The organism is Streptomyces mayteni (assembly GCF_054783955.1).
Genome location: NZ_BAAGPR010000082.1, coordinates 16256 through 35051, shown reverse-complemented (window position 1 = coordinate 35051; position 18796 = coordinate 16256). Strand labels below are relative to the sequence as shown.

Below are 18796 nucleotides of genomic sequence, written 5' to 3'. Positions count from 1 at the left end.
TGCGCGCCAGCCGCCCGGCGGCCGCGGCCGCCCCCGCGATGACGACCCCGTCGGCGGCGAGGTTGAGGCCGTCGCCGAGGGCCGCGGCCCAGCCGCGGGCGGTGCGGCGCAGGCCGGTGACGGCGACGCCGGTCTCCAGGGCCACGCCCCGGGCGCGGCAGGCTTCCGCGACGGCCTCGGCCAGGGTGCCGACGCCGCCCTCGACGCCGTTGAACACCGGCTCGCCTGGGGCGCGCGGCCCGGCCTCGCGCTGGACGGCGCGGACGGCGGCCAGCAGCGTGTCGTGCTCGCGGGCGGCCTCGTAGAGCTTGGGCACGGCGGAGCGCAGCGAGATCTGGTAGGCGTCGCCGGCGTAGACGCCGCCGAGCAGCGGTTCGATCAGCCGGTCGACGACCTCGCGGCCCATCCGCTCGGCGACGAGCCGGCCGACCGCCGCGTCCTCGCCGACCTCGAGCGGCGGCAGTTCCGCGTCCCTGGCGATCTGGGCGAGGCCGGCGTCGGAGAGCACCCCGGCGAGCGCCGCGACGGAGGCCGGCACGCCCATCACGTGGTCCCGCGGCATGGGGCGCAGCGCGCCCCTGGTCCAGATCGAGGCGCCGACGCCGACGGGGGGGCGCAGCGCGTCGCCGAGGCCGACGGCGCGGGCCAGCTCGACGGCCTCGGGGCGGCGGGCGAGTATCGACTCGGCGCCCAGGTCGACGCCGACGCCGGCGATCCGGCCGGTGCGCAGCTTGCCGCCGATCCGGTCCGAGCCCTCCAGCAGGGTGACCCGGACGCCGGCGGTCGACAGCCGGTGGGCGGCGGCGAGTCCCGAGATCCCGCCGCCGACGACGATCACGTGCATGGCTCCCCCTTCACCTGCCGCCGGTCCGGCTCAGCGGGCGGTCCGCTCGTGGACGTGGGCGACGAGCCGGGTCAGGGCGTCCGGGTCGGTGGCGGGCAGCACGCCGTGGCCGAGGTTGAAGACGTGCCCCGGCAGGCCGGCGGCGGCGTCGAGCACCCGGTCGGCCTGGGCGGCCACGACGTCGTGCGGCGCGAAGAGCACGGCCGGGTCGAGGTTGCCCTGGAGCGCGTGGCCCGGGCCGACGCGGCGGGCGGCCTCGTCGAGCGGGACCCGCCAGTCGACGCCGACCACGTCGGCGCCGGCCTCGGCGAGCAGCGGCAGCAGCTCGCCGGTGCCCACGCCGAAGTGGATGCGCGGCACGCCGCGGCCGGCGACGGCGTCGAAGACCTTGGTGGAGGCGGGCAGCACCGAGGCCCGGTAGTCGACGGGGGCCAGGGCGCCGACCCAGGAGTCGAAGAGCTGGACGGCCGAGACGCCGGCGTCGACCTGCGCGGAGAGGAAGGCGCCGGTGATCACGGCGAGCCGGTCGAGCAGCTCGGCCCACAGCTCGGGGTCCCCGTACATCAGGGCCTTGGTGTGCTCGTGGTTGCGGGACGGGCCGCCCTCGACGAGGTAGCTGGCGAGGGTGAAGGGGGCGCCGGCGAAGCCGATCAGCGGGGTGTCGCCGAGCTCGGCGGTGAGCAGGCCGATGGCCTCGGTCACGTAGGAGACGTCGTCCGGCTCGAGCGGGCGCAGCTGGTCGAGGTCGGCGCGGCCGCGGATCGGCCGGGCGACGACCGGGCCGACGCCCGGCTTGATGTCGAGGTCGACGCCGATCGCCTTGAGCGGCACCACGATGTCGCTGAAGAGGATGGCGGCGTCCACCTGGTGCCGGCGGACGGGCTGGAGGGTGATCTCGGTGACCAGATCGGGCCGCATGCAGGAGTCGAGCATGGCGATACCCTCGCGGACCTTGCGGTACTCGGGCAGTGAACGGCCGGCCTGTCGCATGAACCACACCGGGGTGTGCGGGACGGGCTCGCGACGGCATGCTTTGAGGAAGGCGGAATCGGTCACAGTCACAGGCAGCAGTCTCCCACGACCCCGGAATCGGACGGCGCGCGCGGGTGTGGCGCACCGGCCAATGGCCGGAAGAGCCCATAGGGTTACCGGCCATGGCACCGTCTCGAACTCGTGGAGGAGTCCGGCATCTTGACCTCGGCTCCCGGGGTGCCCCGGAGGTTCGCCCTTCGCAAGGCGACCTTTCTGCTTCACCGCCCGCGGCCGACCCGAACAAACGGCGGGGGACGGAGTGCCGCCCATCGGTCTTACACAGGCTCCACAGACCTGACATCCCTCCCCCGGACTTCGTCCGGGTGGGGGTGCCCCCTGCACGGAGTGCTCGGGGGAGTGCCCCCATGCCCGGCGGTAGGCCCGGAATGCTTGACTGTCGCCAACCGGGCACGATGAGTTTACCTCCCAATCGGTCCGGCGTACTCGCCACGGCAGCGGACGGGCTCTTCAGAGATAAGGATTCCGATGAACGACCCCGGTGCGCGGGTCCCGGTCGCCTTCGGGCGGGCGGTCGCGGCGTTGACCGCGACCAGGCCCCGCCCCGAGGTCAGGCTGTCGCCACTCCCGCCGCCGCGCCGGCTCGCGCCCTTCGCGCACGCCGTCGGGGCCGCCGTGACCGTGGGGGACGAGGAGCTGGCCGACGGCCGTTTCGTACTGCTGCACGATCCGGCGGGCGACGAGTCGTGGCAGGGCGACTTCCGGGTGGTGACGCTGGCCAGGTCCGACCTCGAACCCGAGCTGGCCACCGACCCCCTGTTGCCTGACGTGGCGTGGTCCTGGTTGACGGAGGCGCTTGACGGCCGAGGGCTCGACAGACGGGCCGCCAACGGCACCGTGACGCGGGCGGGTTCGAGCTTCTTCGGCGGCCTGGCCGAGCGGCCGGCGCGGGCCGAGCTGGAGCTGCGGGCCTCCTGGACCCCGGCGGATCCGGGGGATGCGGGGGCGCACCTGGGAGCCTGGTGCGAGCTGCTCGCGCAGTGCGCGGGGCTTCCGCCGGAGTCCAGCGGCCCCGCGGTGACCGCCCTGCCGCGCCGCCGCGGGCCGCGGCCGCTGTGAACTTCGCTGGAATGACGAATCACCGGTTCGTGATCATTCTCTAAAGGCCCAGTGGGATCGTGCCGAAGGAGTCAGTGACCCTTCCACCCGGATCGCCCCGACTCCTCCCCAGGAGTCGGTTTCGGATCCGTCCCCATCCCACCCCTCCCGGGAGGCCCGGTGTCTGTTCTCCTTGAGCACCCAACAAGCCTGGTCGCCTACCGCCCGAACAAGCCGACCGCCATGGTGGTCGTGGCCGACCCCCGCGTCCGTTCCACCGTGACCCGCCATCTGTGGGCTCTCGGGGTGCGGGACGTGATCGAGGCGTCGTCCGTGGCGGAGGCCCGCCCCCGAGTCGCCAACCCGCGTGACATCTGCGTCGCCGAGGTCCACCTCCCCGACGGCTCCGGGCTCACCCTGCTCTCCGAGACGAGGGCCGCCGGCTGGCCGAACGGCCTGGCCCTGTCGGCCGCGGACGACATCGGCGCGGTCCGCAACGCGCTGGCCGGCGGCGTCAAGGGCTACGTCGTCACCGGCACCCGCAACAACCTGGGCCCGCCCACCCGGCACGGCGCCTCCCACATCGGCGCCGCGTCCCGCGGGCTGCACCGCAGGCAGCCCGGCGCTCCGGCGCACCAGGGCGGCTACCGCGAGCTCTCGGGCCGCGAGGTCGAGGTGCTGCGGCTGGTGGCGGAGGGCCAGTCGAACAAGGCGATCGGCGTCTCGATGGGCCTGTCGGCGCTCACGGTCAAGAGCCACCTGGCGCGGATCGCGCGCAAGCTCGGCACGGGCGACCGGGCCGGCATGGTGGCCGTGGCGCTGCGCACCGGCATCATCCACTGAACCGCCACTCCCGGCACTCGGTGGGCACGCCCCGAGTCCGGCTGGTGCCGGGAGTGTGGACAGTCGTTGTGCACCGTACGCACAGAGTTAGTCTTAACTGGTGACCGACGCCCAGCAGACCGCCGAAGCAAGCCCTGATCTCGCCCCCTCCGAGCCGTCAGGGCCGGCGCCGGTCCCCTTGCTCGCCCCCCGCGAGGGCGTTCCGCCGGTCATCGCGGACGAGGAGTCGCTGGCCGAGGTCGTCGCCGCCTTCGCGGCGGGCAGCGGGCCGGTCGCGGTCGACGCGGAGCGGGCCTCGGGTTACCGCTACGGGCAACGCGCGTATCTGGTGCAACTCCGCCGTAAAGGTGCGGGCACCGCGCTGATCGATCCGGTCGCCTGCCCCGATCTCTCCGCGCTCGGCGCGGTGCTCGCCGACACCGAGTGGGTGCTGCACGCGGCCACCCAGGATCTGCCGTGTCTGCGGGACATAGGTCTGGTCCCGGCGCGGCTCTTCGACACGGAGCTGGCGGGGCGGCTCGCCGGCTTCGCGCGGGTGGGCCTCGGGGTGATGGTCGAGACGGTGCTCGGCTACAGCCTGGAGAAGGGGCACTCGGCGGTCGACTGGTCGAACCGCCCGCTGCCCGAGCCGTGGCTGCGGTACGCGGCGCTCGACGTGGAGCTGCTGGTCGACCTGCGGGACGCGCTGGAGGAGGACCTGCGGCGGCAGGGGAAGCTCGACTGGGCGCTCGAGGAGTTCGCGGCGATCGCGGCGGCTCCCCCGCCGCCGCCCCGCAAGGACCCCTGGCGCCGGACGTCGGGTGTGCACAAGGTGCGGCGGCGTCGGCAGCTCGCGGTGGTCCGGGAGCTGTGGACGGCGCGGGACCAGGTGGCGCAGAAGCGCGACCTGTCGCCTGGCAAGGTCCTCTCGGACGCGGCGATCGTCGCGGCGGCGCAGGCCATGCCGCAGGACGCGCGGGTGCTGGCCGCGCTGCCGGGCTTCGGCAGCCGGATGGGGCGGCGCCAGCTCCAGCACTGGCAGGCGGCGATCGACCGGGCCAGGGAGCTGACGGAGGCGCAGCTTCCGCAGCCGGGCCAGCCGTCGGCCGGGCCGCCCCCGCCGCGGGCCTGGGCGGAGAAGGACCCGGCCGCCGCGGCCCGCCTCTCGGCGGCCCGCGCGGCGGTCATGGCGCACGCCGAGAAGCTGCGGCTGCCGCAGGAGAACCTGCTGACGCCGGACGTGGTGCGGCGGTTGTGCTGGGAGCCGCCGGCCGAGTCGACGCCCGCCGAGCTGGCCCCGGCGCTGCGCGCGCTCGGCGCGCGCGAGTGGCAGATCACGCAGACGGTCGAGGTGCTGTCCGCCGCGCTGTCCGCCGCGCCCCGCTGACCACGCCCGGCGGGCGCCGCGGTGGCTCCGCGGGTCAGCAGTAGAGGTTGCCGCCCGGGGTGGTGCCGAGGAGCTGGCTGAAGTTCTGGAAGGTCGTCACCCGGCTCTGCACCTGGCCCGGGTTGCCGCCGTTGCACTCGATGCTGCCGTTGATGCTGCGGATCGACTCACCGAAGCCCGCGCCGCTGACGATGGCCTGGTGGCCGCTCATGCTGCCGGCGCCCGACTGGGTGTTCCAGAACCACAGGGCGGTGCGCCAGGCGACGGCCGAGTCGTTCTGCACCAGCCACGGGTTGCCGAGCAGGTCGATGCCGAGGGCGTCGCCCGCGGCCTTGTAGTTGAAGTTCCAGCTCAGCTGGATCGGGCCCCTGCCGTAGTAGGCGGCCTGCCCGGCGGGGCAGCCGTAGGGCTGGTTCCAGTCGCAGTAGTGCGGGTAGTTGGCGGTGTTCTGCTCCACGATGTGGACGAGTCCGCCGGTTTCGTGGCTGACGTTGGCCAGGAACGCGGCGGCCTCGCGCCGCTGGACCTCCAGGCTGCCGGTGTTGGCGAACCCGGGGTAGGAGCTGAGCGCGGCGACCAGGCCGCCGTAGCTGTAGAAGGAGTTCCGGTTCGGGAACATCTGGTTGAACTGGGCCTCGCTGACGACGAAGCCGCTCGGGTTGCCGCCACCGCCGTCGCAGCTGTAGGGGTCCCAGTACCAGGTGCTGATGGTCGGGTCGTAGCCCGGGTTCTCGTGCTCGGCGATGTAGTAGGCGCCGTTGTAGCGGACGATGCTGCCGGCCGGGTACCAGGTGCCGGCCCGCCAGTCCGTCGCGGTGGCGCAGTCGGCGGCGCGGGGGGCGGGGGCCGCGCTCGCCGGGACCATGACGCCCGCCAGTCCGGCGGCGAGCAGCACGGTCATCAGTAAGGTCACGATGCGTCGTCTCAGCACGCGTTCTCTCCTCGGGAGTGCGGCGGCAGAACGCTCGGGACCGCGGGAGGCCGCCGCGACGTGGGGGTGATGCGCACACTGAAGCGCGCCGCGCCGTCGCCGTCAAGGTCTAGACCAGAGGAGGCGAAAAGCCCGCACCTCCGCGCCGACGGTGCGCGCCGGGCGCGAAAACCGGACAGGGCGTCGCGCACTCGGGTTACCGGTGAGTAGCATGGGGGCCGGACAGGAATCTCTCGGCGTGGAGGAGAACCATCGTGCCGCGTACCGTCAGGGACGTCGTCTTCGTCGACGGCGTCCGCACCCCGTTCGGCAAGGCGGGTCCGAAGGGGATCTACCACGAGACCCGCGCCGACGACCTGGTCATCAAGTGCGTGCGCGAACTGCTGCGCCGCAATCCCCAGTTGCCGCCCGAGCGGATCGACGACGTGGCCATCGCCGCGACGACGCAGATCGGCGACCAGGGCCTGACACTCGGCCGCACGGCGGCCATCCTCGCCGGGCTGCCCACCTCGGTGCCCGGCTACTCCGTCGACCGCATGTGCGCCGGCGCGCTGACCGCCGTGACGACCAGCGCCGGGGCCATCGCGTTCGGCGCGACCGACGTGGCCGTCGCCGGCGGCGTCGAGCACATGGGGCGGCACCCGATGGGCGAGGGCGTCGACCCGAACCCGCGCTTCGTCTCCGAGAAGCTGGTCGACGAGTCGGCGCTCTTCATGGGCATGACGGCGGAGAACCTGCACGACCGGTTCCCCGGCCTCAGCAGGGCCCGCGCCGACGAGTACGCGGTGCGCAGCCAGGAGAAGGCGGCCAAGGCGTACGCCGACGGGAAGATCCAGGCCGACCTGGTGCCGATCGCGCTGCGCCGCACCAGCGAGGAGGGCGTCGGCGAGCAGGGCTGGGGCCTGGCCACCGCCGACGAGCCGATGCGGCCCGGCACCACGCTGGAGACCCTCTCCGGGCTGAAGACGCCGTTCCGGCCGCACGGCCGGGTCACCGCGGGCAACTCGGCGGGGCTCAACGACGGCGCCACCGCCTCGGTGCTGGCCGCCGAGGACGTGGCCAGGGAGCTCGGCCTGCCGGCGAAGCTGCGCCTGGTCTCCTTCGCGTTCGCCGGGGTCGAGCCCGAGGTGATGGGCTACGGCCCGGTGCCGGCGACCGAGAAGGCCCTCCGCAAGGCGGGGCTCGGGATCGGCGACATCGGTCTTTTCGAGGTCAACGAGGCGTTCGCCGTGCAGGTGCTCGCGTTCCTCGAGCACTTCGGCATCGCCGACGACGACGCGCGCGTCAACCAGTACGGCGGCGCGATCGCCTTCGGTCATCCGCTGGCCTCCTCCGGAGTGCGGCTGATGACCCAGCTGGCCCGGCAGTTCGAGGACCAGCCGCACGTCAGGTACGGCCTGACGACGATGTGCGTGGGCTTCGGCATGGGCGCCACGGTCATCTGGGAGAACCCGCAGTGGGAGGGCAAGTGAGTAGCAAGACCGCTGAGTTGTTGCGGAGCGCCGGTGACCGTTTCCCTGACGAGGTGGTCACCCACGCGTGGGTCCGCCACCTCGACCTGCCGGGCAACGGCGGCCGGTTCGCGCTGATCACCCTGGACAACGGCTTCGACCACACCAAGCCGACCACCTTCGGGCCGCGGTCGCTGGCGAACCTGAGCGCGGCGATCGACCAGGTGCAGGCGGAGGCCGACGCCGGCGAGATCGTCGGCGTCGGCGTCACCGGCAAGCCGTTCGTCTTCGCGGTCGGCGCCGACCTCAAGGGCGTCGAGGTGCTGCGCGAGCGTGACGAGGCGCTGGCGATCGGCCGCGGCGGGCACGACGTGTTCGCCAGGCTCGCCGCCCTCGCGGTGCCCACCTTCGCCTACTACAACGGCGCGGCGCTCGGCGGCGGCGTCGAGATCGGGCTGCACTGCGCCTACCGCACGGTGTCCCGCGCGGTCAGCGCGTTCGCGCTGCCCGAGGTGTTCCTCGGCCTGGTGCCCGGCTGGGGCGGCTGCACCCTGCTGCCCAACCTGATCGGCGCCGACCGCTCCGTCACCGTGATCATCGAGAACTCGCTCAGCCAGAACCGGATGCTCAACGGCACCAGGGTCTACGAGCTGGGCATCGCGGACGCGCTCTTCGACGGCGCCGACTTCCTCGAGCAGTCGCTCCTCTGGACCTCGGCCGTGCTGCGCGGCGAGGTCGAGGTGGTCAGGCAGGAGCCGGACCGGGGCGCGGCCTGGGACGAGGCGGTGGCCAGGGGCCGGGCGATCGCCGACGACAAGGTGCACGGCGCGGCGCCGGCCGCCTACCGGGCGTTGGAGATCCTCGCCCAGGCGCGGGACGGCGACGTGCGGGCCGGCTTCGCCGCCGAGGACGAGGCGCTGGCCGACCTGATCACGGGCGACGAGCTGCGCAGCGGGCTCTACGCGTTCAACCTGGTGCAGCGGCGGGCCAAGCGGCCGGCGGGCGCGCCCGACAAGTCCCTCGCGAGGACGATCGGCAAGGTGGGCGTGGTCGGCGCCGGCCTGATGGCCTCGCAGCTGGCGCTGCTGTTCGCGCGGCGGCTCGAAGTGCCCGTGGTGCTCACCGACATCGACCAGGAGCGGATCGACAAGGGCGTCGGCTGGGTGCACGAGCAGGTCGACATGCTGCTGCTGAAGGGGCGGATCGGCCAGGACAGGGCCAACCGGCTCAAGGCGGCGGTGACCGGCTCGCTGGACAAGGCCGAGGCCTTCGCGGACGCGGACTTCGTGATCGAGGCCGTCTTCGAGGAGATGTCGGTCAAGCGGCAGGTGTTCGCCGAGCTGGAGGCGGTGGTGTCGCACGAGGCGATCCTGGCCACCAACACCTCCTCGCTCTCGGTGACCGAGATGGCGGCGGAGCTGAAGCACCCGGAGCGGGTGGTCGGCTTCCACTTCTTCAACCCGGTGGCCGTGCTGCCGCTGCTGGAGATCGTCCGGGCCGAGCGGACCGACGACGCCTCGCTGGCCACGGCGTTCGCGGTGGCCAGGAAGCTGAAGAAGTCGGCGGTGCTGGTGAAGGACGCGCCGGCGTTCGTGGTGAACCGGGTGCTCACCCGGTTCATGGGCGAGGTGCTCGGCGCGATCGACGAGGGCACGCCGGTCGAGGTCGCGGACCGGGCGCTGGAGCCGCTCGGCCTGCCGATGTCGCCGATCACGCTGTTGGAGCTGGTCGGTCCCGCGGTGGCGCACCACGTGGCGGGCACGCTGCACGACGCGTTCCCCGACCGGTTCGGGATCTCGGCGAACCTGGGCCGGGTCGTGTCGGCGGGCAAGCGCGGCCTCTACACGCGCGACTCGGGGCAGCCGGAGCTCGACCCCGAGGTGGCGGCGCTGTTCGAGGTCGGCGACCGGGTGCTGACCGAGGAGCAGGTGCGGGACCGGGCGCTCGAGGCGATCGCCGAGGAGGTCGGGCTGATGCTCGACGAGGGCGTCGTGGCGGAGCCGCAGGACATCGACCTGTGCCTGATCACCGGCGCCGGCTGGCCCTTCCACCTGGGCGGGATCACCCCCTACCTGGACCGCGCCGGGATCTCGGAGCGGGTGCTCGGCCGGCGGCTGCTGGCCCGCGGGGTGGCGAGCGTTCCGGAGTGACGGGAAGCGAGACCGCTCCGGCGGCACCCGGCTCGCCCATGGCGGGCCGGGTGCCGCTGGTCGTGGTGGACGGGGCGAACGTGGTGGGCTCGGTGCCCGACGGCTGGTGGCGGGATCGGCGGGGCGCCGCCGAGCGGCTGCGCGACCGGCTCGTGGGCTACCCGGGTCCGGCCGAGGTGGTGCTGGTCGTGGAGGGCGCGGCGCGCGGCGTCCGCTCGGTGCCCGGGGTGCGGGTGGAGTCCGCGCCCGGCAGTGGGGACGACCGGATCGTGGAGCTGGTGCGCGCGGAGGGCGCGGACCGGCGGTGCCTGGTGGTGACGGCGGACCGTGGGCTGCGGGCGCGGGTGGTGGCGCTGGGCGCCGAGACGGTCGGGCCGCGGGAGGCGATGAGTTTCTGACGGCCCGGGAGTCTCCCTGTCGAACGGCCGCGAACGACCGGCCGTCGACACACAGAGGGGCCCGTGATGGCGACCAAGATCTTCGTGAACCTGCCGGTCAGGGACCTGGAGCGCAGCAAGGAGTTCTACGGCAGGCTCGGCTACTCCTTCCACCCGCAGTTCACCGACGAGCGGGCGGCCTGCCTGGTGATCAGCGAGCACATCTTCGCGATGCTCCTGGTCGAGCCGTTCTTCAGGACCTTCACCAGGAAGGAGGTCGTGGACGCCGACACCGGCATCGAGTCGATCGTCTCGCTCAGCGCGGAGAGCCGCGCCGAGGTCGACGAACTCGCCGACAGGGCGCTCGCGGCCGGCGGCCGCCCCGCCATGGAGCCGATGGACATGGAGGGCATGTACGGCCGCAGCTTCCTGGACCCGGACGGGCACCAGTGGGAGGTCGTCCACATGGACATGTCCGCGGTCCAGGGCTGAGGCGGGGGCGGCGGCGCCGCACGGGTCAGGCGCGGGTGGCGTCCAGCGGCCCTTCCAGGCGGGCGACGAGGCCGGTGACCTGGCGGGCGATGTCGGGTCCCGTCAGGCCCGCGGCGGCCAGCACCTCCTCGCGGGTGCCGTGCTCCAGGAACCGCTCGGGGATGCCGAAGTCGCGCAGCGGCACGTCCACGTCGGCGTCGCGCAGCGCCTGGGCGATGGCCGAGCCGACGCCGCCCGCGCGGCTGTTGTCCTCCACGGTGACCACCACGCGGTGGCCGGCGGCGAGCTCGGGCAGCGCCGGGTCCACGGGCTTGACCCAGCGCGGGTCGACCACGGTGGAGGTGATGCCCTGCTTGCGCAGCAGCTCGGCGGTCTCCAGGCAGACGGGGGCCAGCGCGCCGACGGAGACCAGCAGCACGTCGGGCCGCACGGTGTCGTCCTCGGGGCGGAGCAGCACGTCCATGCCGCCGATGGTGCCGACGGCGGCGACGGGCGGCCCCACCTTGCCGCGGGAGTAGCGGACCACGGTGGGGGCGTCGTCGACCTCGACGGCCTCGCGGAGCTGGGCGCGCAGCTGGTCGGCGTCGCGCGGGGCGGCGAGCCGCAGCCCCGGCACGCACTGCAGGATCGACATGTCCCAGACGCCGTGGTGGGAGGCGCCGTCGGGCCCGGTGACGCCGGCCCGGTCGAGGACGAACGTTACGCCACAGCGGTGCAGGGCGACGTCCATCAGCAGCTGGTCGAACGCCCGGTTCAGGAAGGTGGCGTAGACCGCGAAGACCGGGTGCAGCCCGCCGGTGGCCAGGCCCGCGGCGGAGACGGCGGCGTGCTGCTCGGCGATGCCGACGTCGAAGACCCGGTCGGGGAACTCGTCGGCGAAGCCGGCGAGGCCCACCGGGCGGAGCATCGCGGCGGTGATGGCCACGATGTCCTCGCGCTCCCGGCCCAGCTTGAGGATCTCCTCACCGAAGACGGACGTCCAGTCGGCGCTCGACTGGGAGACGGGCAGCCCGGTGTCGGGGTGGATCACCGGGACGGCGTGGAACTGGTCGGCCTCGTCGTCCCTGGCGGGCTGGTAGCCGCGGCCCTTCTCGGTGATGACGTGCACGATGACCGGGCCGCCGAAGCGCTGGGCGCGCCGCAGCGCCGACTCCAGGGCGCCGATGTCGTGGCCGTCGATGGGGCCGAGGTACTTCAGGCCGAGGTCCTCGAACATGCCCTGCGGGGCGATGACGTCCTTCAGGCCCTTCTTGGCGCCGTGCAGGGTGCCGTAGAGCGGGCGGCCGACGACCGGGGTGCGGCTGAGCATCTGCTTGCCGCGCTCCAGCCAGCGCTCGTAGCCGTCGGTGGTGCGGAGGGTGGCCAGGTGGTTGGCGAGGCCGCCGATGGTGGGCGCGTAGGAGCGCTCGTTGTCGTTGACGACGATGACCAGCGGGCGGTCCTTGGCGGCCGCGATGTTGTTCAGCGCCTCCCAGGCCATGCCGCCGGTGAGGGCGCCGTCGCCGGTGACGGCCACCACGTGGTGTGGCTGGCCGCGCAGCTGGTTGGCCTTGGCGAGGCCGTCGGCCCAGCCCAGCACGGTCGAGGCGTGTGAGTTCTCGATCACGTCGTGCTCGGACTCGGCGCGGGACGGATAGCCGGAAATGCCATCTTTCGCCCGAAGTCGGGAGAAGTCCTGTCGCCCGGTGAGCAGTTTGTGGACATATGACTGGTGTCCGGTGTCCCAGAGAATGCTGTCACGCGGCGAGTCGAACACCCGGTGCAGGGCGATGGCGAGTTCGACGACGCCCAGGTTGGGGCCCAGATGGCCGCCGGTTCTGGCGACCGAGCTGATGAGGAAGGAGCGGATCTCTCCGGCCAGCTCGTCCAGTTGCTCGGGGCTCAACCGGTCGAGATCGCGCGGTCCCGAGATACGGGTCAGCAGCGGCACCGTTCCTCCTTGCAGTCGGGCTGTCTCCATGACCGTCCGACGAAGTTTAGTGTGACGAGCCGCCCGGCGGGCCCGCAGGCCGAGGGTTTGCCACGGGCCCGCCGGGCGGCGGTCACGTTCGCCCGGCCGTACGCCTGGTCTGCCGGGAGACGGAGTCCACCACCACGGCGAGGAGCAGCACCGCGCCGGTGATCATGTACTGGATCTCACTCGACATGCCCATCAGGTTGAGCCCCGTGGTGATGGACTGGATGACCAGCGTGCCGAGCAGCGCCGACCAGATCCAGCCGCGGCCGCCGAAAAGGCTGGTGCCGCCGATCACCGCGGCCGCGATCACGTTCATCAGCAGGTTGCCCGAGCCCAGGCTCTTCGAGGCGCCGCCGGCCTGCGCCGCGTAGAACAGCCCGCCGAAGGCGGCGAGCGCGCTGCCGATCACGAAGACGCTGAGCCGGACGAACTCCACGTTCACGCCGGCGCGCCTGGCCGCCTCGGCGTTGCCGCCGACGGCGTAGATCTGCCGGCCGAAAGTGGTGCGGCGGACCATGAAGTCGGCCAGCAGCAGGATCACCAGGAAGATCACCAGCGCCAGCGGCAGCCCCCGGTGCTGGTTGAGGGTGTACGCGGTGAGGAACGCGGCGACCGCGACCAGGGCGCCGCGCAGCACGATCTCGCCGCGGGTCCTGGATGGCAGTTCGGCCGCCTGCCGGCGGCGCTCGCCGCGCCACAGCGCGAACACGTAGCCGGCGGTGAGCACGGCGGCCAGCGAGTAGGCGGCGGAGATGTCGCTGAAGTAGAAGTTGTAGAAGTCGCGGACCAGGCTGCCGGAGGGCACGTTGATGGTGCCCTCGTCCCCCATCACCCAGATCTGGAGGCCGCTCCAGCCGAGGAACCCGGCCAGTGTGACGACGAACGCCGGCACGCCGATTCTGGCGAAGAAGAAGCCGTGCACGGTGCCGACGGCGGCGCCCGCCGCCACGGCGAGGACGATGGCCAGCAGGTCGTTCACGCCGTGACTGACCGAGAGCACCGCCCAGATCGCGGCGGAGAGGCCCGCCATGGAGCCGACCGAGAGGTCGATCTCGCCGAGCAGCAGCACGAGCACGATGCCGACGGCCATGATCCCTGGCCCGGCGATGTAGACGGCGATGTTGCTGAGGTTGCGCGGGGCGAGGAAGTTCCCCGTCTCCGCCTGGAACACGATCGCGATGACGACCATGCCGACGACGACCGGGATGGACCCCAGCTCACCGCTGCGGATCCGGCGCCGGAACTCCGCCAGGTAGCCGACAAGACCCCGCTCGCGGACCAGCAGCCGGGGATCGGTCGCGAGGTTCTCACTCATGGCTCTGCTCCTGACTGTCCGCCTGGCCGGTGCCGCGGCTCTCGCGCCGCGCGACGGCGTTGTCGGCGGCGCCGGTGATGGCGGCGATGATCTCCTCGCCCGAGGCCTCGGCGACCCGGAACACCCCGTTGTTCCGGCCGAGCCGCAACACGACGACGCGGTCGGCGACGGCCTGCACGTCGGCCATGTTGTGGCTGATCAGGATCACGCCGAGGCCGCGCTCCCTGAGCCGCTCGATCAGGTCGAGCACCTGGGCGGTCTGCTCGACGCCGAGCGCGGCGGTCGGCTCGTCCAGGATGACCACCTCGGGCGAACCGACCAGCGCCCTGGCGATGGCCACCACCTGGCGCTGCCCGCCGGAGAGCGAGGCCACCGGAATGCGGACGCTGGGGATCCGGATCGACAGCGTGTCGAGCAACTCCCTGGCCCGCCGCTCCATCGCCACCTGGTCGAGCACGCTGCGGCGGCGTATCTCGCGGCCGAGGAACAGGTTGGCGACGACGTCGAGGTTGTCGCAGAGCGCGAGGTCCTGGTAGACGGTCGCGATGCCGAGCTCCTGCGCGTCGTGCGGCCTGCCGATGCGGACCGGGTCCCCCTTCCAGGAGATCAGCCCCGAGTCGACCGGGTGCACGCCGGCGATCGTCTTCACCAGCGTGGACTTCCCGGCCCCGTTGTCACCGACCAACGCGGTGACCTCCCCGGGCCTGACCTCCAACTCCACGTCGGTGAGCGCCCGCACGGCGCCGAACCGTTTGGACACACCGCGGAGCGTGAGGATCGGGGGTGCGGTGGCGGTTGTCATGCGGTCAACTCCTCCAACGACGATGTGTTTCCCTGGACCGCGGCCGGTTCTCCCCCACCCTCCCGCCCTTCCCCGGCCCCGCGCCGGGTTTCCCCCACCCACCCACCCACCCGCCGCAGGCGCGGCGCGGCGGCGAAGCCGGCAGGGGACCGGCCCTGCCGGCCGGGCGGCCGAAGGCCCGACCCGGCCCGGCGTCCGCGCGGGGCGGCAAGCCGCCCCGGCCCGCTCCGCCTTGGGCGAAGCCGCCCAACGGTCCAGCCGGCCCGGCGGCAGAGCCGCCGAAGTCCCCGTCCGGATTGCCGACCAGGCAGCCCCACGGCCACCAGCCGGCAGCCCGTTCTGCCGGCCGTAGGCCGGCACGGACGCGGCCGGGGCGGCGAAGCCACCCGCCTGGATGGCAAACCCACTGGCCACTCCGCACGGCGAAGCCACCACCGGCCGGAGGCCCGGCCGCAAGGCCACCGAAGCCCCCACCCCGGTCGCCGACCAGGGGCCACGGCCACCAGCCGGAAGCCCCTCCAACCAGCCACAGACCGACACCGACGCGACCGCGACGGCGAAGCCACCCGCCTGGATGGCAAACCCACTGGCCGCTCCGCGCGGCGAAGCCCCCGGGCCGGAGGCCCGGCCGCAAGGCCACCGAAGCCCCCACCCCGGTCGCCGACCAGAGCCCCACGGCCACCAGCCGGCAGCCCCTCCAACCAACCGCAGACCAGCACCGACGCGACCGCAGCGGCGAAGCCACCCGCCTGGATGGCAAACCCACTGGCCGCTCCGGGCAGCGAAGCCACCACCGGCCGGAGGCCCGGCCGCAAGGCCACCGAAGCCCCCACCCCGGTCGCCGACCAGGGGCCACGGCCACCAGCCGGAAGCCCCTCCAACCAGCCACAGACCGACACCGACGCGACCGCGACGGCGAAGCCACCCGCCTGGATGGCGAACCCATGGGCCGCTCCGCGCGGCGGACCCGCGAGCCCCGCTCCCGGCGGCGAAGCCCCCGGGCCGGAGGCCCGGCCGCAAGGCCACCGAAGGCGCCGCCCGGATCGCCACCCACGAGCCGGAGGCTCGTCCTGCCGGCCGTAGGCCGGACCGACATGGCCGGGTGGCGAAGCCACCCGGCCGGAGGCAGCCTGCCGAAGGCCAGGCCCGGTCGGCGCCAACTCGGCGGGGGCGGACCGGCCGCGAAGCCGTCGGCGGGCCTCCGGCCGGCGAGACCGACCCGGCGCGGGCCGGAGCCACAGCCTTGCGGACCAACCCGCCCCCGGCGGGGGCGGACCGGTCCGGCGGCCGCACCGCAAGCCCCTGCGGGCCGCCGCACGGAAGAACCCCACCGGCCACGGGCCGAACGCCGCGTGCGGCCGCGCTCCAACACCCGCTGCCGGGACGGCAGGGCCGTCCACCGAGCGGCCGGCGGCGAAGCCGCCCGGGAGGTCCGTCCCGACGGCCACGGCTCCGCCGCCCGAGCGGCGAACCACGCCGCCCGGCCGGCGCCAGCCGGGAGGCACCCACCCACCACGGGCCGCGCACACCCGGCCCCGGCAGGGGAAAGGGTGGGTGGGTGGGGGAAACCCGTCAGGTCAGCCCCGCGGCGGCGCACGCCTCCGCGTACTCGGCCGTGCAGATGTCCTCGACCGTGTAGTGCTCGTCCGCGATCACCGTGTCGGCGATGTTGTCGACCGTGACGGCGACCGGTTCGAGGAGGAGGGAGGGGATGCCCTCGTCGGTGGCGCTGTCGACCGCGTCGGGGGCGAGGTCGTTGAGCGCGTCGCCGCGCAGCAGGCGGATCGCCATCTCGGCGGCGGACTCGGCCTCCTCGCGGAGCGCCTTGTAGATGGTGTACGTCTGCTGGCCGGCCACGATCCGCTGGAGGCCGGCGAGTTCGGCGTCCTGGCCGCCGACCGGGACGTCGGTGACGCCGGCGGAGTCGAGCGCGGTGAGGACGCCGGCCGCCATGCTGTCGTTGGCGACGTAGACGGCGTCGAAGCCGTCGTCGCCGACCGACTCGATGGCCGTGTTCATCTCCTCGTTGGCGACGGCCGAGTCCCAGCCCGGGATGTCCTGCTCGAAGACGACCTCGGCGGCGGCGTCCAGCACCGAGTGCGCGCCGGCCTTGAACTGGGCGGCGTTGGGGTCGGTGGGCGAGCCGTTGATCATGACCACCCGGGCGCCCTCGGCGGAGTCGCCGAGCGCGGAGAGCAGGGCCTCGCCCTGGAGTTCGCCGACGCGCTCGTTGTCGTAGGAGACGTACGCGTCGATCGGGCCCTCGGCGAGCCGGTCGTAGGCGACCACGGGGACGCCCTCGGCGGCGGCCTGCTCCACCCAGGAGGCGGTGGCGGTGGCGTCCACCGGGTCGAGGATGATCACGTCGACGCCCGAGGTCAGCATGGCGTCGAACTGCTGGCCCTGGGTGTTGGTGTCCTCGCCCGCGTTGGAGTACTGAACCTCGCAGTCGGCGCAGAGCTCCTGGATCTTGGCCTCGATGTAGGGCCGGTCGAACGCCTCGTAGCGGGTGGTGGCGTCCTCGGGGAGGAGCAGGCCGATGGTGCCGCCGCCCTCGTTGGGGCCGGCGTCGGTCTCGTCGTCGTCTCCCCCACCTGCCTCGCCGCAGGCGGCCAGGGCGGCGGCCAGGGCGACGGTCGTGACTCCAACGGCGGCACTTCGCAGTAATTGACGCATGGTTGGCTTCGCCTTCCGGTAGGGCAGCAACTCCGCGGCCTTGGGTCGGCAGAGAGCTAACTCCCCGGTATTCGTGTCGTCAATACTTGAAGCATGCGTCAACCGAACCGAGACTTTTGATGACTCGGGTCACGCCTGTTTAGTATCCGAATTCACGGGAACAACGACCGGCTCCCGCATTTCGATTGCCCGTTCGGGCATTTCGCGTCGCGCCGGCGCCCGATCCCCGCCCGTTTCCCGCCCGTTCGGGGAGGGTCGCTCAGGTGGCCGGGCCGAGCAGCATTCCGTCGCCCATTTCCCGCAGCACCAGGGCCAGTGCGCCGAGCACCTCGGCGCGGCCGCCGAGCGCGCCCGGCACCAGGGTGAGTTGGCGGGCCGCGCTGGGTATCGCGTAGCGGCCGACGGAGTCGCGGATCGGGCCGAGCGCGATCTCGCCGGCCTCGGCGAGGTCGCCGCCGAGCACCACCCGGCTGGGGTTGAGCAGGTTGCACAGCTGGGCGACGCCGGTGCCGATGTGGCGGCCGACGTCGGCCACGACGCGCCGGCAGCCGGGGTCGCCCTCGCGGGCGAGCTGGACCACCCGGTGCATGGTGAGGTCGGTGCCGTGGCTGGCGTGCAGCAGCGGCAGCACGTGCCGGGCCGAGGTGAACGTCTCGAGGCAGCCGCGGTTGCCGCAGCGGCAGACGGGGCCCGACTCGTCGAGCGTGATGTGGCCGATCTCGCCGGCCGTGCCGCCAGGGCCGCGGTAGATCTGGCCGCCGATGACCAGGCCGGCGCCGACGCCGCTGGCCACCTTGATGTAGGCGAGGTCGCCGGCGCCGCGGCCGCTCCCCCACACGTACTCGCCGAGCGCGCCGAGGTTGGCGTCGTTGTCGACGTGCACCCGCACGCCCGTCCGCGCCTCCAGCTCCTCGCGCGGGTTGGTGCCGCGCCAGCCCGGGAGGATGGCGGTGGAGCCGAGCGCGCCGGTGGCCACGTCGATGGGTCCTGGCACGCCGAGCCCGATGCCGATGATCTTGGCGCGGTCGACGGCGGCCACGGTGAGCAGCCGGCCGACGAGCTTCTCGGCGCGGTCGAAGCCCTGGTCGGCCGAGGAGTCGACGTCGAAGGGCTCGGCCTCCTCGGCCAGCACCTGGTGGGCCAGGTTGCCGACCGCGACGCGGAGGTGCGAGTGGCCGAAGTCGACGCCGACGACGATCCCGGCGTCGGTGGAGAGCGAGACGCTGCGGGCGCGCCGGCCGCTGGCCGAGGTGGTGCGGACCTCGACGGTGCCGAGGCCCTTCAACTCCCGAACGATGTTGGAGACGGTCGCGGCGGAGAGACCCGTGGTTCTCGCGATGTCGGCCTGGGTGAGCGAGCCGGCCGCGCGCACGGCGCGGACCACGCGTTCCAGATTGGCCCGGTGCAGCGAGGACTGCGACCCCGGAGTCTCCACGGATCACTCCACTTCCGGTCTCCCGGGCGGGCACCGCTGTGGACCCGCCGGCCGCCGCGGCAGCGCGGC

At 73.4% G+C, this 18796-nt stretch carries 15 protein-coding genes; 7 read left to right on the top strand and 8 right to left on the bottom strand.

What is annotated here, in order from left to right; all coding sequences use genetic code 11:
• Both hemG and hemE read right to left on the bottom strand, forming a co-directional pair.
• Positions 1-844, bottom strand: an 844-nt coding sequence (hemG, locus tag ACYVPE_RS28655; protein WP_461036630.1) for a protoporphyrinogen oxidase, incomplete at its 3' end; no start/stop codon positions are given.
• Positions 845-874: 30 nt separating this feature from the next.
• Positions 875-1915: a uroporphyrinogen decarboxylase gene (hemE, locus tag ACYVPE_RS28650; RefSeq protein WP_461036634.1), complete on the bottom strand. Its 1041-nt coding sequence runs from the start codon at positions 1913-1915 to the stop codon at positions 875-877.
• A 447-nt stretch (positions 1916-2362) separates the two neighbouring features.
• On the opposite strand from hemE, the gene ACYVPE_RS28645 reads away from it, so the two are divergent.
• The 3 genes from ACYVPE_RS28645 (at position 2363) to ACYVPE_RS28635 (ending at position 5141) form a co-directional block, all read left to right on the top strand.
• A complete protein-coding gene (locus tag ACYVPE_RS28645) occupies positions 2363-2953 on the top strand; it encodes a DUF3000 domain-containing protein (RefSeq protein WP_461036629.1) in 591 nt (196 codons plus the stop codon).
• Between the two features lie 159 nt (positions 2954-3112).
• A complete protein-coding gene (locus ACYVPE_RS28640) occupies positions 3113-3775 on the top strand; it encodes a LuxR C-terminal-related transcriptional regulator (RefSeq protein ID WP_461036628.1) in 663 nt (220 codons plus the stop codon).
• A 100-nt stretch (positions 3776-3875) separates the two neighbouring features.
• Entirely contained in the window at positions 3876-5141 is a 1266-nt protein-coding gene (locus ACYVPE_RS28635; protein WP_461036627.1) for an HRDC domain-containing protein, read from the top strand.
• Positions 5142-5175: 34 nt separating this feature from the next.
• Here the strand turns inward: ACYVPE_RS28635 and ACYVPE_RS28630 are convergent, their stop codons facing one another.
• Positions 5176-6042: a glycoside hydrolase family 19 protein gene (locus tag ACYVPE_RS28630; protein WP_461036633.1), complete on the bottom strand. Its 867-nt coding sequence runs from the start codon at positions 6040-6042 to the stop codon at positions 5176-5178.
• A gap of 284 nt (positions 6043-6326) precedes the next feature.
• Here ACYVPE_RS28630 and ACYVPE_RS28625 point away from each other — a divergent pair, with 284 nt between their 5' ends.
• The 4 genes from ACYVPE_RS28625 to ACYVPE_RS28610 all read left to right on the top strand — a co-directional run bounded on the left by ACYVPE_RS28625 (position 6327) and on the right by ACYVPE_RS28610 (position 10542).
• Positions 6327-7544 (top strand): thiolase family protein, encoded by a 1218-nt coding sequence (locus ACYVPE_RS28625; protein WP_461036626.1) that lies wholly within the window; start codon positions 6327-6329, stop codon positions 7542-7544.
• Positions 7541-9673 carry a 3-hydroxyacyl-CoA dehydrogenase NAD-binding domain-containing protein gene (locus tag ACYVPE_RS28620; RefSeq protein ID WP_461036625.1) on the top strand — a complete coding sequence of 711 codons (2133 nt, stop codon included), beginning with the start codon at positions 7541-7543 and terminating at the stop codon, positions 9671-9673. The genes ACYVPE_RS28625 and ACYVPE_RS28620 overlap by 4 nt, the downstream gene beginning before the upstream one ends.
• A 38-nt stretch (positions 9674-9711) precedes the next feature.
• Entirely contained in the window at positions 9712-10071 is a 360-nt protein-coding gene (locus tag ACYVPE_RS28615) for an NYN domain-containing protein (RefSeq protein ID WP_461036632.1), read from the top strand.
• 66 nt (positions 10072-10137) lie between these two features.
• Positions 10138-10542: a VOC family protein gene (locus tag ACYVPE_RS28610; RefSeq protein WP_461036624.1), complete on the top strand. Its 405-nt coding sequence runs from the start codon at positions 10138-10140 to the stop codon at positions 10540-10542.
• A 25-nt stretch (positions 10543-10567) separates the two neighbouring features.
• Here the strand turns inward: ACYVPE_RS28610 and dxs are convergent, their stop codons facing one another.
• From dxs to ACYVPE_RS28585, 5 genes are all read right to left on the bottom strand, one after another.
• On the bottom strand, positions 10568-12472 hold the full coding sequence (gene dxs / locus ACYVPE_RS28605; RefSeq protein WP_461036623.1) for a 1-deoxy-D-xylulose-5-phosphate synthase: 1905 nt from the start codon (positions 12470-12472) through the stop codon (positions 10568-10570).
• A gap of 112 nt (positions 12473-12584) precedes the next feature.
• Positions 12585-13814: a sugar ABC transporter permease gene (locus ACYVPE_RS28600; RefSeq protein ID WP_461036622.1), complete on the bottom strand. Its 1230-nt coding sequence runs from the start codon at positions 13812-13814 to the stop codon at positions 12585-12587.
• Positions 13807-14616 carry an ATP-binding cassette domain-containing protein gene (locus ACYVPE_RS28595; RefSeq protein WP_461036621.1) on the bottom strand — a complete coding sequence of 270 codons (810 nt, stop codon included), beginning with the start codon at positions 14614-14616 and terminating at the stop codon, positions 13807-13809. Before ACYVPE_RS28595 ends, ACYVPE_RS28600 begins: the two co-directional genes overlap by 8 nt.
• Before the next feature lie 1572 nt (positions 14617-16188).
• Entirely contained in the window at positions 16189-17292 is a 1104-nt protein-coding gene (locus ACYVPE_RS28590; RefSeq protein ID WP_461036620.1) for a sugar ABC transporter substrate-binding protein, read from the bottom strand.
• Between the two features lie 259 nt (positions 17293-17551).
• Positions 17552-18727 (bottom strand): ROK family transcriptional regulator, encoded by a 1176-nt coding sequence (locus ACYVPE_RS28585; RefSeq protein ID WP_461036619.1) that lies wholly within the window; start codon positions 18725-18727, stop codon positions 17552-17554.
• Positions 18728-18796 lie beyond the last annotated feature (69 nt).

Excerpts from the sequence above, each read along its gene's own strand:
- ACYVPE_RS28615 (WP_461036632.1), top strand. The coding sequence starts at position 9,712 with ATGGCGGGCCGGGTGCCGCTGGTCGTGGTGGACGGGGCGAACGTGGTG.
- ACYVPE_RS28645 (WP_461036629.1), top strand. The coding sequence starts at position 2,363 with ATGAACGACCCCGGTGCGCGGGTCCCGGTCGCCTTCGGGCGGGCGGTC.
- ACYVPE_RS28595 (WP_461036621.1), bottom strand. The coding sequence starts at position 14,616 with ATGACAACCGCCACCGCACCCCCGATCCTCACGCTCCGCGGTGTGTCC.
- ACYVPE_RS28590 (WP_461036620.1), bottom strand. The coding sequence starts at position 17,292 with ATGCGTCAATTACTGCGAAGTGCCGCCGTTGGAGTCACGACCGTCGCC.
- ACYVPE_RS28600 (WP_461036622.1), bottom strand. The coding sequence starts at position 13,814 with ATGAGTGAGAACCTCGCGACCGATCCCCGGCTGCTGGTCCGCGAGCGG.
- ACYVPE_RS28630 (WP_461036633.1), bottom strand. The coding sequence starts at position 6,042 with ATGACCGTGCTGCTCGCCGCCGGACTGGCGGGCGTCATGGTCCCGGCG.
- ACYVPE_RS28610 (WP_461036624.1), top strand. The coding sequence starts at position 10,138 with ATGGCGACCAAGATCTTCGTGAACCTGCCGGTCAGGGACCTGGAGCGC.